The 13,083-nt window shown below is 68.7% G+C and carries 14 protein-coding genes and 1 pseudogene; 5 read left to right on the plus strand and 10 right to left on the minus strand.

The window, feature by feature from the left end; all coding sequences use genetic code 11:
* The first annotated feature begins 155 nt into the window (after window positions 1-155).
* Window positions 156-374: an RNA-binding S4 domain-containing protein gene (locus ON27_RS00510; protein ID WP_043717613.1), complete on the plus strand. Its 219-nt coding sequence runs from the start codon at window positions 156-158 to the stop codon at window positions 372-374.
* A gap of 57 nt (window positions 375-431) precedes the next feature.
* On the opposite strand, the gene rraA is transcribed toward ON27_RS00510, so the two are convergent.
* The 9 genes from rraA to ON27_RS00555 all read right to left on the minus strand — a co-directional run bounded on the left by rraA (window position 432) and on the right by ON27_RS00555 (window position 6,292).
* A complete protein-coding gene (gene rraA / locus ON27_RS00515) occupies window positions 432-920 on the minus strand; it encodes a ribonuclease E activity regulator RraA (protein ID WP_043717617.1) in 489 nt (162 codons plus the stop codon).
* Between the two features lie 679 nt (window positions 921-1,599).
* Entirely contained in the window at window positions 1,600-1,965 is a 366-nt protein-coding gene (locus tag ON27_RS00520) for a DUF5313 family protein (protein WP_043717622.1), read from the minus strand.
* A gap of 49 nt (window positions 1,966-2,014) precedes the next feature.
* A complete protein-coding gene (locus ON27_RS00525; RefSeq protein ID WP_043717626.1) occupies window positions 2,015-2,389 on the minus strand; it encodes a DUF5313 family protein in 375 nt (124 codons plus the stop codon).
* Between the two features lie 43 nt (window positions 2,390-2,432).
* Complete coding sequence (locus ON27_RS00530) at window positions 2,433-2,885, minus strand: SRPBCC family protein (RefSeq protein ID WP_043717630.1); 453 nt, start codon at window positions 2,883-2,885, stop codon at window positions 2,433-2,435.
* Between the two features lie 33 nt (window positions 2,886-2,918).
* The gene (locus tag ON27_RS00535; RefSeq protein WP_051046093.1) at window positions 2,919-3,872 is read right to left on the minus strand and encodes a CopD family protein; all 954 of its coding nucleotides are present in this window, start codon (window positions 3,870-3,872) and stop codon (window positions 2,919-2,921) included.
* Between the two features lie 5 nt (window positions 3,873-3,877).
* Window positions 3,878-4,417: a copper resistance CopC family protein gene (locus tag ON27_RS00540; RefSeq protein ID WP_043717634.1), complete on the minus strand. Its 540-nt coding sequence runs from the start codon at window positions 4,415-4,417 to the stop codon at window positions 3,878-3,880.
* Window positions 4,414-5,073: a YcnI family copper-binding membrane protein gene (locus tag ON27_RS00545; protein WP_043717637.1), complete on the minus strand. Its 660-nt coding sequence runs from the start codon at window positions 5,071-5,073 to the stop codon at window positions 4,414-4,416. The genes ON27_RS00540 and ON27_RS00545 overlap by 4 nt, the downstream gene beginning before the upstream one ends.
* 38 nt (window positions 5,074-5,111) lie before the next feature.
* On the minus strand, window positions 5,112-5,633 hold the full coding sequence (locus ON27_RS00550) for a hypothetical protein (protein ID WP_051046082.1): 522 nt from the start codon (window positions 5,631-5,633) through the stop codon (window positions 5,112-5,114).
* A 14-nt stretch (window positions 5,634-5,647) separates the two neighbouring features.
* Window positions 5,648-6,292 (minus strand): DUF6474 family protein, encoded by a 645-nt coding sequence (locus ON27_RS00555; RefSeq protein WP_043717639.1) that lies wholly within the window; start codon window positions 6,290-6,292, stop codon window positions 5,648-5,650.
* Between the two features lie 760 nt (window positions 6,293-7,052).
* Here ON27_RS00555 and ON27_RS00560 point away from each other — a divergent pair.
* The 3 genes from ON27_RS00560 to ON27_RS00570 all read left to right on the plus strand — a co-directional run bounded on the left by ON27_RS00560 (window position 7,053) and on the right by ON27_RS00570 (window position 11,687).
* Window positions 7,053-8,717 carry a TM0106 family RecB-like putative nuclease gene (locus ON27_RS00560; RefSeq protein WP_425295247.1) on the plus strand — a complete coding sequence of 555 codons (1,665 nt, stop codon included), beginning with the start codon at window positions 7,053-7,055 and terminating at the stop codon, window positions 8,715-8,717.
* A 26-nt stretch (window positions 8,718-8,743) separates the two neighbouring features.
* Window positions 8,744-10,702 carry a molecular chaperone HtpG gene (htpG, locus tag ON27_RS00565; protein WP_043717642.1) on the plus strand — a complete coding sequence of 653 codons (1,959 nt, stop codon included), beginning with the start codon at window positions 8,744-8,746 and terminating at the stop codon, window positions 10,700-10,702.
* A 166-nt stretch (window positions 10,703-10,868) separates the two neighbouring features.
* Window positions 10,869-11,687 (plus strand): class I SAM-dependent methyltransferase, encoded by an 819-nt coding sequence (locus ON27_RS00570; protein ID WP_043717644.1) that lies wholly within the window; start codon window positions 10,869-10,871, stop codon window positions 11,685-11,687.
* A 61-nt stretch (window positions 11,688-11,748) separates the two neighbouring features.
* On the opposite strand, the gene ON27_RS00575 is transcribed toward ON27_RS00570, so the two are convergent.
* Window positions 11,749-12,516: an SDR family NAD(P)-dependent oxidoreductase gene (locus ON27_RS00575; RefSeq protein WP_043717772.1), complete on the minus strand. Its 768-nt coding sequence runs from the start codon at window positions 12,514-12,516 to the stop codon at window positions 11,749-11,751.
* 275 nt (window positions 12,517-12,791) lie between these two features.
* Between ON27_RS00575 and ON27_RS45320 the strand changes: the two are divergent.
* A pseudogene (locus tag ON27_RS45320) lies at window positions 12,792-13,007 on the plus strand (helix-turn-helix domain-containing protein); the annotation flags it as partial.
* Between the last annotated feature and the right edge of the window lie 76 nt (window positions 13,008-13,083).

Genomic DNA, 13,083 nt, shown 5'->3' on the forward strand with positions numbered 1-13,083 from the left:
CGGAAAGGCCGCACGCGTCGGCGGGAATTCGATGCCTGCGGCGCACGAATCGGATTTCCGCGCGGGGCGGGCGGGACGGCTCGAGTTGCTCGATGATCGCTGGTGGCACGGGGTGGTGTTCGGTGAGTTCGGATGGGGCTGTAAGTATTTACCTCATGTCGGAACCAGTCGAAGTACCGATCGATGAGGACGTTATTCGGCTCGGCCAGTTTCTGAAGCTGGCCAACCTGATCGAATCCGGTTCGGAGGCGAAGACGGTGATCGCCGCCGGGTTGGTCCGGGTCAACGACGAGGTCGAGCTGCGGCGCGGACGACAACTGCACATCGGTGACGTGGTCGCCCTCGCCGGTCACAAGGCCATCGTCTCCGCCTGACCCACCCCCGAGCAGGCGGCGGCCGGAGAAACGTTCCGGGCGCGCCGCCCAACGGGCTCAGTCCTCGGCGCGGACGACTACCCCGTCGTGGTCGCTGTAGAGCATGTCGCCGGGCACGAACGTGACCCCGCCGAACTCCACCGGCACGTCACGCTCGCCGCTGCCGGTCTGCGTGCTCTTGCGCGGGTTGGTGCCCAGCGCCTTGACGCCGATGTCCAGGGTGCGCAGGATGGCGGAATCGCGGACCGCCCCGTTGACGACAACGCCCGCCCACCCGTTCTCCACGCCGCGCCCGGCGATGATGTCACCGACCAGCGCGGTGTGCACGCTGGCGCCGCCGTCCACCACCAGCACCTTCCCCTCGCCCGGCTCGCCGAGCGTCTGCTTCACCAGCAGATTGTCCTGGAAGCAGCGGATGGTGGTGATGCGTCCGGAGAACGCCGCACGCCCGCCGAACTGGATGAACTGCGTGTCGCAGCTCCGGATCTCCGGGCCGATCTCGTCGGCCAAGTCGGCGGTGGCGGTTACATTCTGCGATTCGGTCACTGGGTTATTTTGCCGCGACTTCGTCGCGGCGTGTTCGCGGCCCCTTTGTGGCTCGCGTCCGAGCGGCCGCCGCTTGCTCCTTCGTCGCTTGCGCGGCGGCCGCTCGGACGCGAGCCGGGCCGCGAACGGGCAATGCTTGGTCTCGCTTCGCTCGAAACCTGGAGTCGAGGTGCGCTGAGCGCGTCAGGCGGTGATTGCGCTACCTGGAGCTTTGCTATCGCCGGGCTGGGGGTATTGCTTGTCTTTGTCGCGGATGCGGCACTTGGAGGCGTGCCGGGGCGCGAACGGCGGATGCTCGGTCTCGCTTCGCTCGGAACCGGGAGCTGGGCTGAGGTGGTGCGTCAGGGGTGATCGCGCTATCTGAAGTTTTGCTGTCGCCGGGGCTGGGGGTGTTGCTTGTCTTTGTCGCGGATGCGGCACTTGGAGGGGTGCCGGGTCGCGAACGTGCGTGCTCGGTGTTGCTTGGGTCGGAAGCTGGGGTGGGGGAGCCGGGCGCGTTGGGCGGTGATCGCATCACCTGGGGTTCCCGTTGCCCGTGGGTTGACGGCTGGGGCTGCTGATCAGGAGCGTTGGCGGTCAAGAGGAACGGTGTGGGCGGGTGACGACTCGCGGTGACGTTCGGTGGGCATCGGTCAGCTGCACGCGTGGGTTGGTCTGCGCGTGCCGGTTCTCGGTGCCGCTAGCGGTGGCCGTAGCGCAGTTCGTAGAGGTCGCGGTCGTGGTCGGTGATCTTGCCGTGGTCGACCAGTTCGGGGTTCAGGCCGTGCTGGACCAGGCGGAAGCGGCGCCAGACGTAGCTGAGGGCGACCGTGAAGACGACCAGGGGGATGATCATCATCACGATCAAGCCGATCTTGAGCGGCATCGGTCCGGGGAACAGGAGCACCAAGGCGAAGAACGGGATGATCGGGCCGAGAAAACGGACGAGATAGCGTTCCATGGCCCCGTGTCCGACGAGGTCGTGGGTGACCCACTCGTGCAGCTCCTCGGGAAGCTCGCGGCCGAGATCGTAGGCGAACCGCTGCCGAAACGTGGGGGTCTTCATGCATACAGGCTATGCCTGTGATATAAGCCACCGCTAGTTCCGGCGAGGCTCAACCGCGTCCGTGCCTGCGTTCGTAATCGAGGCGTTCGCGCTCGTCGCGGCGGCGGGCGTCGGCGTCCGCCAGGGCGGGATCGAGACCGTGCTTGATCAGCCGATGCCGCCGGTAGACGTACAGCAGCGCCACCGTGAAGTAGATCAGTGGGATGTAGAGCAGCGCCATCATCGCCAAACCCATCCACAAGGGGCCCGGCAGCAAGAGGAACAGCATGAGCACCGGAAGCACGGGCACCAGGAACCGCAGCAGATAGCGCCGCGTGGCCCCCGGCCCGATCAGGTCCTCCCGGACCCAGTCGGACATGGATTCCGGCAGCGTGCGGCCGAAGATGTAGCCGATCCGCTGTCCGAACGAGGGTTCAGCACTCACCGCTCCAGCATCCCGACTCCGCCGTCACCGGCGCAACCCGTCCCTACCGAGCGGCGTGGAATGCGGCAATCTGGGCGACCAGGTTGTGCGTCGTGTGCTGCACGGCGATCTTGACGAACGGCTCGATGGTCTTGCCCAGGGCCCGGCCCGCGAGGCCGCCGGGCACCCGATAGTCCACGATCGCGTCGACGGTGCACAAGCTTTCGCCCTTGACGTGGAACAGGAACGTGGACTCGACCTCGAAACCCTTGATCGACTGAACGCCGATCGCGTGGCCCTCCTCCCAGCGGACCACCTCGATCCGGGACTTCAGCGACGCCGGGCCCAGTTTCATGTGTCCGTCGAAAGCGGCGCCGACCCCTTCGGTCTGCTCGCCGACCGGAGTGAAGGATTGGATGCCGTACAGGAAGCGCGGCAGGTTTCGATAGTCGTTCACATAGGCGAACGCGGACTCCGCCGAAGCCACGCAATCCTCGACGATCTTCACTACGGTCATGCCGGAACCCTAACCGGGCAAAAGCCGCGCGGCTCAGGCGGTGACGGCCAGGGTCGCGGCGAGCCCGAAGGCCAGGGCCATCACGATCACCTCGGCGACCGCGCGGCGCAGCGAGTCCTGAGCGTCCATCCGGTGGTCGGCCGCTCGCGGCACCCAGCTGCGCCGCCACCACCAGCCGAGTGCGAGCAACGCGAGCAACACCACCGTCTTGGCGAGCAGGATCCGGCCGTATCCGGTGCTGACGAACGGGGCGATCCCGCCGACCCGGATCAGTCCGTTGAGCAGCCCCGTGACCGCCACGATCGCGACCAGGGGCAGCGCCACCGCCGAATACTTCGGCAGCGCGACCGCCCACTCGCCCCGGGTCCGTACCACCAGCGCCAGCGCGATCAGCAGTCCGAACCAGGCCCCCGCCGCCAGCGCGTGCACCGCGGCGAGCACCGAGCCGAACACCTGCTGCGACATGTGCCCGGTGATCGGACGCAATGCCAGCGCGACCGCCGCGAACACCAGTACCAGGTCGGCGGAGGCGGATTCGGGCCGCCGGAAGGCCAGCGCCGATCCACCCGCCACAGTCGCGACGCCGACCAGGATGGCGATGCCGACCTGCCCGCCGCTGACGTCCGCCAGGTAGGTGCCGAACTCCGCGGCGCCGAGTTCGGTCACCGGGACGCCGACCACCTCGGCCGCCTCGAAGACCAGCACGGCGAACTCGCAAGCCGCCCAGACCCCGGCGAACACCGCCAGCAGGCGCCACGGCGTTCGCAAGCGCGGGGCGATCCTGGGCAGGGCGGCCAATCCCAGCGCGGTCGCCCCGGCGCCGTCGGCCGCCACCCGGACCACCGCCTCCCCGGGCAGCGGCCCCGGCAGGATCAGCGCCCACGCGAGCGCGACACCGAGCAGCGCGGCCGGGACGGCGAGCAGCAGGGCCGGCCACGGCGTCCGGCCGGGAGCGGGCTTGGCGCCGCCCTGGCCGCCGATCCGCATGTCGATCACCGCCGCGGGTTGCGGCTCCTGCCGCCGAACAAAGCGAACGCGAGCCCACCGCCGAACAGCACGACAGCGCCGATGATGAACACCCACAGCGGAATCCCGCCCGAACCGTTCGAATCGCCGTCGGCTTTCGCATTCGGTTTCGGTCCCGGCGTGCCGTTGCCCGGCTTGCCGAGGGTGAAATGCCGCTTGCCGCTGACGGGGTGACCGTCGGCCGAGGTCACCCGGTAGGCGATGGTGTACTCGCCGACCGGGCCGAGCTCGCTCAAGGCGACGCTGACCGTCTTGCCCTCGACCACCGGGTCACCCTTGGACCACAGATTTCCGTCGGGCCCGACGACGGTGAGCGACGGGAAACTGGGCTGGAGCTCCTCGTTGAACGTGACGCTGGCGCGTTCCGGACCGGCGTCGACGGTCGCGTTGTCCTCCGGGACGCTTCCGGTGGCCGCGGAGTGCGCGGCGGCGACACCCGTTGCGGTGATGCCGAACCCGAGCAGGAACAAGCCCGCCACGAGGGCGGCCAACAGACGGCGGCTCATGCGCGCCGCCCGCGGATCACGTTGCCGAGGCCGAGCGCGACCCCGAGCAGGCCGAGCGCGAGACCGATCCCGCCGAGCCAGCGGGCCGTCTCGTCCTCGTGGCCGGTGTCGTCGTCCGCGGCTTCGCTGCTCACTTTGTGGCCGTCGTCGGCGTCCTCTTCGCCGGCGGCCAGGGTCAGCGTCGGGGCCGGATGTTCGGGTTCGTCGCCGTCCTTGCCGATCGGCTGGTCCCAGCTGACCACCTTGCCGTCGGAATAGGTCTGCCTGGCGGGGAAGCTCACCGAACCCAGGGCGGGCAGCGGGCCGACGGACACCGCGAAACGCTGGAACTGACCGGGCGCGATGCCCGGCGCGCCCGGATCCGCGGTCCAGGTGATCGCGGTGACTTCCTTCTTGTCGTTGCGTTCCACCTTGGCCGACCAGCCGGGAACCGGTTCGGTCCGAGCGGATTTCAGATCGGGCAGGGTGACGGTGAGCGCCGTGGTGCTCGCGGTGTCCGATTCGGTGGGCACCCGGAAGGTGGCTACGGCGTATCCGCCTTGCGCGGCGCCGGGAGCGTCCACCGTGACGTGTGCCGCGGCGGTGCCGCCTGCGAGCAGAACGAGTGTTGTCGTGGCGACCGTCGTTCCGACGGCGCGCGAAATCGAGCTGTGCATGCTGAAGCTTCCTGTGCGAGAGGAGAAGGTGGCGGGGATCAGACCGGCACCGGCGGCGCACGCGGGCCGAGCGCGCCCAGCGGAGCACAGCGACAGGGGAGCAGACCGGGATCGGCCCAGGGCGGCGCGCCGGTGACCCGCACTCGGCGCGGCGGCGCGAGTATCGCCCGCAGCGCGCCGGAGGCGGCGGCGTAGAGCCGTTCGGCGAGCACGATCAGCGCCGCGCAGCCGCCCGCGGCCACGATGTGCGCGAGCAGCATCCACCCGGTCGGCAGCGGGGAAAGCGCTGCGACGGAGTGGTCGTGGCCCAGCACGGCCAACGCGATGTGGCTGAGCAGCTGACCGGCGCCGAGCAGCCCTGCCGCGACGAACGGGCGCGGGCACGCTCGCAGCGTTCCCGCGGCCGAGCCCGTCGCCGCGGCGATCAGCAGCAGCAAGGTCAGTTCGGTCGAGCCGGGCACACCCGCACCGGCCGTCCCGTGCGCCGCGACGGCGAGCACGCCGACGAGCACGCCGACCAGGCCACCACGAAGGTGGCCGGTGATCGGGTGCGGGGGCATCGGGACGAGGAGGGTCAGCGGACGCCGAGCCGGGCCAGGATGTCGGACTCGATCCCGGACAACTCGTGGGAGATCGACGCGTGCACCGAACGGCGGCGGTTGGCGGGCATCTGGTCGGAGGTGTGCACGGCTGCGGTCAGGCTGCCGAGACGATCCTTGGTGGCGGAGACGAACTTCTGCGTCTCGCCTTTGTCCTTGCCGTTCTGCGTGCCGATCTTGTCCAGCGCCGCTTCGGCATTCGTGATGCGCGCCTGCAGCTTGGCGCCGTGCCCGGTGAAGTCGCCGAGCTGGTCGATGCCGACGCCGAGTTGCTGGGCGCGGCGCGTGTCGAGCTGTCCGCGCAGGAAGGTCGCGCCGCGATAGGCGAGCGGGGCGAGCACCGGGATGAGCACGCGGGCCACCCCGAGGTACTTCTTCACTTGACCGGCGCTGAACGGGTCTCGTTCGGCCTTCGCCGCCGTCTTCAGCGCGGCTTTCTCCTCCGCCTGGAACGCCGCGATCTGCGCTTTGGCGACCTTGCGCTGGGTGCGGGCCTCGGCGCGGCGCGCCTTGCGGTCGTTCTTCGCCGCGAGCTTGGCCTCGATCACTGCCTTGTGCTTGAGGGCTTTCGCCTCGGCCCGGCGGCTCGGCCGCCGCTTGCGCTTCGTGAACAACCCCATCGAAGGCCCTCCGTCATGCTGGTTCGCCATGGCAGTACGACGCCGGGGAAGCCCGTCCGCCCATGTCACACGCTTTGCCGTTACCCTATCGGGTCCACACCGACAGCTGCGAGGGTAGTGCGACCCACGCCCTCGGCACCTGCCGATTCACCGCTCCCCGCCCGAGCACACGTCTACTGCGGCGTGTCGCACCCGCTCGGCAACGAATTGCCGGAGTCTGCGGCACCGACCTCGCGCCGCGGTCCCGGCAGGTTTGCGAGTGCCGCGTTGGCGAGCGGTAAGCGAGCGCCACGCGCCATCGGCGCGAGCGCAATCGTGGTGGTGTGATCCCCGCCGCACGTGCCCAGTGCATCGCAACTACGTATTTCGAGCGATGCGGGTCCGACTTGCGCTGTTCGCGGTCCCGGCAGGTTTGCGAGTGCCGCGTTGGCGAGCGGCAAGCCAGCGCCCAGCGAAACTGAGGTAGTGCGATCCCCACCACACGTGCCCGGCGCACCGCAACCACGTATTTCGAGCGAAGCGAGAACGAGCATTGCCGTTCGCGGCCCGGCTCGCGTCCGAGCGGCCGCCGCGTCCGCGACGCAGTCGCCAGCGGCGGCCGCTCGGACGCGAGCCACAAAGGGGCCGCGAACACCAGCGCCGAAGGCGCTGAAATCAAACACTGTCAGGGGTAGGGACCATACTGCTTAGCGTGGATTCGGACATCGGTGACCAAGACGGTCGCAAGCGCAACGGAACGGCCGTGGATCGGGCCACCGGCGTGCCGACCGCCTTCATCGACGCCAGGGCGCTGATCGGCTGTCGCCATCGCCTGCATCTGGACGCGGCGCATCCCGAGGCACTGGTGGGAATTGTCGAGGACGCGGGCGTGCGCCAGCGCCGCGATGCCGCCGCGGCCCACCGCGCCCGGGTGCGCGACGCTCTGGTCGGTGCGGCCCCCGACGCCTGGGTGGTGATCGATCCCGGTCTGCGCGCCGCCGAGCGCGCCGAAGCGACGATGCGCGCGTGCGAAGCCGGTGCGCGGCATATCTGGGGCGGCCTGCTGCCGCAGGAGCCGGACACGGGCAGGCGCGGCGGTTCGGAGATCCTGCTGCGCGATGCCGACCGCGGCGGCTACATCCCGGTCATCGTGGTGAACCACAAGGTGACCGATCCGCGTCAGCCCGAGCCGGCCGACTTCCACCCCACCACCACCGACCTCTATCACTGGGATCCGCGACCGGACCCGCACCGCAGGCTGCGTCAGCAGCCTCGCGACCAGCAGCGGCTGGTCCATCTGCACCGGATGCTGCAACGGCACGGTCTGGCCAGCCCCGCGCTGGTCGGCGGCGTGATCGGTTTCGACTTCGATCGGATCCTGGTCCACGACCTGGCGCCGTTGCTGGCCGATTACGACCGCCGCTACGCCGACCGGATCGCGGTGGTGCGCGGCGAGTTGCCGACCGTCCCTTCGAAGGTGCCCGAGTGCAGGCAGTGCCCGTGGTGGACGCGAGGGATCGATGGTCCTGGCTGCGAGGGCTGGCTGATCGAACATCGCGACGTCAGCTTGGTGGCGCCGGGCTCGCGCGCCGAGGTGCTGCGCAGGCACGACGTTCAGACCATCGATGAGCTGGCCGCCTGGGTGGGCGAGGAGCCGGAGGACTGGCAGCACGGCCCGTTCGACGAGGCCGTGGTCACGGCCCGGGCGTGGATCGCGGGGGCGCCGCTGGTGCGGCGGGTGGAGCGGGTGCGGGTGCGGCGGGCCGACGTGGAGGTCGACGTCGATCTGGAGAGCTTCCAGGAGTACGGCGCGTACCTGTGGGGGACGTTGCTGAACGGCGTGTACCGCCCGTTCGTCACCTGGGATCCGCTGCCCACCGAGGACGAGGGCCGCTCCTTCGGCGAGTTCTGGACCTGGCTGATGCGGGTGCGCGCCGAGGCGGCCGCGGCGGGCAAAACGTTTGCCGCCTACTGCTATTCACGCACCGCCGAGGACAAGTGGCTGTACGAGTCGGCGCGCCGGTTCGCGGGGCGCCCCGGTGTGCCGACGGTGGAGCAGGTGCGCGCGTTCGTGGACGGGCCGCAGTGGGTGGACATGTTCCAGGCGGTGTCGGATCAGTTCATCTGCCCGAACGGCAAGGGTTTGAAGAAGATCGCGCCGGTCGCCGGGTTCTCCTGGCGCGATCCCGAGGCCAGCGGCGAGGCATCGATGAGCTGGTATCGGCTCGCGGTCGGTTACGACGGCGCCGCGCCGGATCAGACCCAGCGCACCCGTTTGCTGGAGTACAACGAGGACGACGTCCGCGCCACTCAGGTGCTGCGCGAATGGATGACCACCCGCGCAGACGAAGAGGTTCCCGGTCTCGCCGACTTCCGGCCGATTGCCGATACCCGGCCGGACGAAGCCGTCGCGGATTACGCGGCGGTGCCACCTTCGGTTCCGTAGTTGCGGCGCGGCGGTACCATCGCGACGTGACAGAGCACGTCGAACAACTCGAGTTCCAGGCAGAGACACATCAGCTGCTCGAGCTGATGATCCATTCCGTCTACTCCAACAAGGACACCTTCCTGCGGGAGCTGATCTCGAATTCCTCCGACGCGCTGGACAAGCTGCGGCTGGAGTCCTTCCGGGACAAGGACCTGCACGTCGACACCTCCGACCTGCACATCGAGCTGGAGGTCGACAAGGACGATCGGATCCTGACCGTGCGGGACAACGGCATCGGCATGTCGCGCGCCGAGGTCGTCGACCTGATCGGCACCCTCGCCAAGTCCGGCACCGCCGAACTGCGGAAGAAGCTGAACGAGGCCAAGTCCGAGGCCGCGGCCGAGGAATTGATCGGCCAGTTCGGGATCGGTTTCTACTCGACTTTCATGGTCGCCGACCAGGTCACGCTCACCACCCGCCGCGCGGGGGAGACCACCGGCACCCGCTGGCAGTCGAGCGCGGGCAGCTCCACCTACACGATCGAAGAACTCGACGAGGCCCCGCAGGGCACGTCGGTCGCGTTGCGGCTCAAGCCGGTGGACGAGGAGGATCATCTCTTCGACTACACCCTGGAGTGGAAGCTGCGGGAGATCGTCAAGAAGTACTCCGACTTCATCGCGTGGCCGATCCGCATGCAGGTCGAGCGGACCGTCACCGAGGGCGAGGGCGAGGACGCCAAGGAGACGACCATCCTCGAGGACCAGACGCTCAACTCCATGAAGGCGCTGTGGACGCGTCCCAAGAGCGAGGTCTCCGACGAGGAGTACAAGGAGTTCTACAAGCACGTCAGCCACGGCTGGGACGATCCGCTGGAGATCATCCCGATGAAAGCCGAGGGCACCTTCGAGTACCAAGCGCTGCTGTTCATCCCCTCGCACGCGCCGTTCGACCTGTTCACCCGCGAGCACAAGCGCGGTGTGCAGCTCTACGTCAAGCGGGTGTTCATCATGGACAACTGCGAGGAGCTCATGCCGGAGTACCTGCGGTTCGTCAAGGGCGTGGTGGACGCACAGGACTTGTCGCTCAACGTCTCCCGGGAGATCTTGCAGCAGGACCGGCAGATCCAGATGATCCGCAAGCGCCTGGTGAAGAAGGTGCTGTCCACGGTCAAGGACCTGCAGGGCGCCGAGGACCAGACCAGCTACCAGACGTTCTGGAAGGAGTTCGGCCGCGTCCTGAAGGAGGGCCTGCTCTCGGACTTCGACAATCGCGAGACCATCCTGCAGGTCTCCTCGTTCGCCTCGACGAATTCCGAGACCGAGCTGACGACGCTGGCCCAGTACGTGGAGCGGATGCCCGAGGGGCAGGACACGATCTACTACATGACCGGCGAGACCAGGCAGCAGGTCGAGAGTTCCCCGCATCTGGAGGCGTTCAAGGCCAAGGGCCGCGAGGTGCTGATCCTGACCGATCCGGTGGACGAGATGTGGGTCGGCTCGGTGCCCGAGTTCGACGGCAAGGCGTTCCAGTCCATCGCCAAGGGCGAGGTCGACCTGGAGACCGAAGAGGAGAAGAAGGCCTCCGAGGCGCTGCGCGAGCAGCAGGACAAGGACTTCGCCGACGTCCTGACGTGGCTGGGCAAGACGCTGGAGCAGAACGTCAAGGAGGTGCGCCTGACCAACCGGCTCACCACCTCCCCGGCCTGCCTGGTGGGTGACGTCTTCGACTTCACGCCGATGCTGGAGCGGATGTACCGGGCTTCGGGGCAGGCGCTGCCGGAGAGCAAGCGGATTCTGGAGCTCAATCCGACCCACCCGCTGGTCACCGGCCTGCGCGACGCGTACGCCGCCAAGAAGGAGGAGGCCGACGCGGGCACGGCGACGGAGTTGTCGGAGACCGCCGAACTGCTGTTCGGCACGGCGGTGCTGGCCGAGGGCGGTGAGCTGAAGGACCCGGCGCACTTCGCCCACATCCTGACCGATCGGCTGACGCGTACGTTGTGAACCGTCCGCGGCCGGAGGACCACTCGGCGTCCTCCGGCCGCGGCGGCGCGATGGTTTCGGCGATTTCCCGGTTACGGTGGCCGTCGGGGTGGCATATTCGCAGGACTGGGGAGTTCGCCCCCGGGTGGCGCGGTTAGATGTGGATGCCTGAAAGGATCGTCACAACATGTCCGCAAACCCGCTTGCCGTGGCCGAGCCATGGGATCTCGTCGCCGACGGATATGCCGACTTCGCACCCGCCATCATGCGACCGTTCGCGGCACGGGCGCTCGAGTTCGCCTCGCTGTCGTCGCAGTCGCGGATCCTGGACGTCGCGGCGGGACCGGGGACGCTCAGTCTGCTGGCCGCAGGCCACGTGGCGCAGGTCGAGGCCATCGATTTCTCCGAGCCGATGATCGCGCGACTGGCGAGGGACGCCGCTGCCGCCGGGTGGACGAATGTCCGTGCGCGGGTGGGTGACGGACAGGACTTGCCGTACGAACCCGACCGGTTCGACGCCGGGTTCTCCATGTTCGGACTGATGTTCTTTCCCGACCGGGCCCGGGGGTTCGCCGAGTTGTTCCGGGTGTTGCGGCCGGGCGGCACGGCGGTGGTGTCGAGCTGGGCTCCGATCGCAGACTCGCCGCTGATGCGAATGATGTTCGGCGCCTTGACCGCGGCCGACCCGAACATCCAGGAGCCGCAACCGAATTTCCTGAGCCTGGAGAATCCGGAGGTCTTCGAATCCGAGATGCGCGGCGCGGGTTTCGAAGCCGTGTCCATCCAGCGGCATTCCATCGCGCTCACCTTCGAGAGCCCGGAGAAGATGTGGGAAGCCATGGTGCGCAGCAGCGCCCCGCTGGAACTCATGCGCCACAGCGTGAGCGCGGAGGTCTGGGCTCGGCGCACCGCGGTCATGAAGGCGTTTCTGGCGGAGAAGTACCGGCCCAACTGTCCGTTGTCCACCACGGCGTACCTGGGCATCGGACACAAGCCGCAGGGCTGATAAAAGCGGCGCGCGGCCCTTCCGAGAAAGGACCGCGCGCGGCCGGAACAGCGCGGTGGGATTACCGCGGGGCCATGCGCAGCGCGCCGTCCATGCGGATGGTCTCGCCGTTGAGGTAGTCGTGCTCGACGATGTACTGCGACAGCTGCGCGTACTCGTCCGGACGGCCCAGGCGCGACGGGAAGGGCACGCCCGCCTCGAGGCCCTTGCGGTACTCCTCGGTGACGCCGGCGAGCATCGGGGTGTCGATGATGCCGGGGGCGATGGTGTTCACCCGGATGCCGAACTGGGCCAGGTCGCGCGCGGCCGGCACGGTCATGCCGTGCACGCCGCCCTTGGAGGCGGAGTAGGCGATCTGGCCGATCTGGCCCTCGAATGCGGCGACCGAGGCGGTGTTGATGATCACGCCGCGCTGGCCGTATTCGTCCACGGCGTCGGTCTTGGCGATCGCGTCGGCGGCCAGCCGCATGACGTTGAAGGTGCCGAGCAGGTTCACCGTGATGACCGTGCGGAACAGCTCCAGATCGTGCGGGCCGTTCTTGGACAGGATGCGGCCCGCCCAGCCGACGCCTGCGCAGTTGACCACGATGCGCAGCGGCGCGCCGGATTCGACGACCTGCGCCACGGCGGCGCCGACCTCGTCGTTGCTGGTGACATCGGCGGGAATGAGGGTGACCCCGTCCGGCACGCTGTCGCCTGCGCGCTCGATCGACTGCGGCACGTCGAGTCCGAAGACGGTGGCGCCGAGATCGGCGAAACGCTTGGCGGTGGCGGCGCCGAGGCCCGATGCGCCTCCGGTGACAATGGCGGCGGAACCCGAAATCTCCACGATGGTCCTCTCGTTCGTGACAGCCAGTTGGCCTTTCGTCAATTGCACCCTAACCGGTGGCGGACGCGCGGCCCCGCACGGCTCCCTCGCCTCGCCGCCCGTCGGCGAACTATTTGCGAACATGAATGTTCCCCGGTGTTGCCGTCACGCTGCGGGCGCTGCGCCGTCCGGGCGCGTGCGCTCGCCGCGCCGCGCACCCTGTGCGCCGGATTCGCGGAACCGACCGCGCAGAATGGAGCAGCCCAGTCAGCTCGACCGAACACCGGAGTCACCGTATGACCGAATCGGCCACCAGCGCACGCCTCCCGCGGGGTAGGCACGGACTGCCGCGCGAGCAGGTGATCGCCTCACAGCGCGAGCGGATTCTCGTCGCGACGGCGGAGGCCATGGCCGAGAACGGTTACATCGGGACGTCGGTCGCGGCGATCCTGAAGCGGGCGGGCGTGTCGCGGGAGACCTTCTACGAGCAGTTCCGTTCCAAAGAGGACTGTTTCGAAGCCGCCTACGAGCGCGCTGTGCAGCTTTTGCTCGACCGGATCGCCGAGGCCACCGAGACGGAGGACGGCG

Source organism: Nocardia asiatica NBRC 100129, assembly GCF_000308415.1.
Classification (GTDB): Bacteria; Actinomycetota; Actinomycetes; order Mycobacteriales; family Mycobacteriaceae; genus Nocardia; species Nocardia asiatica.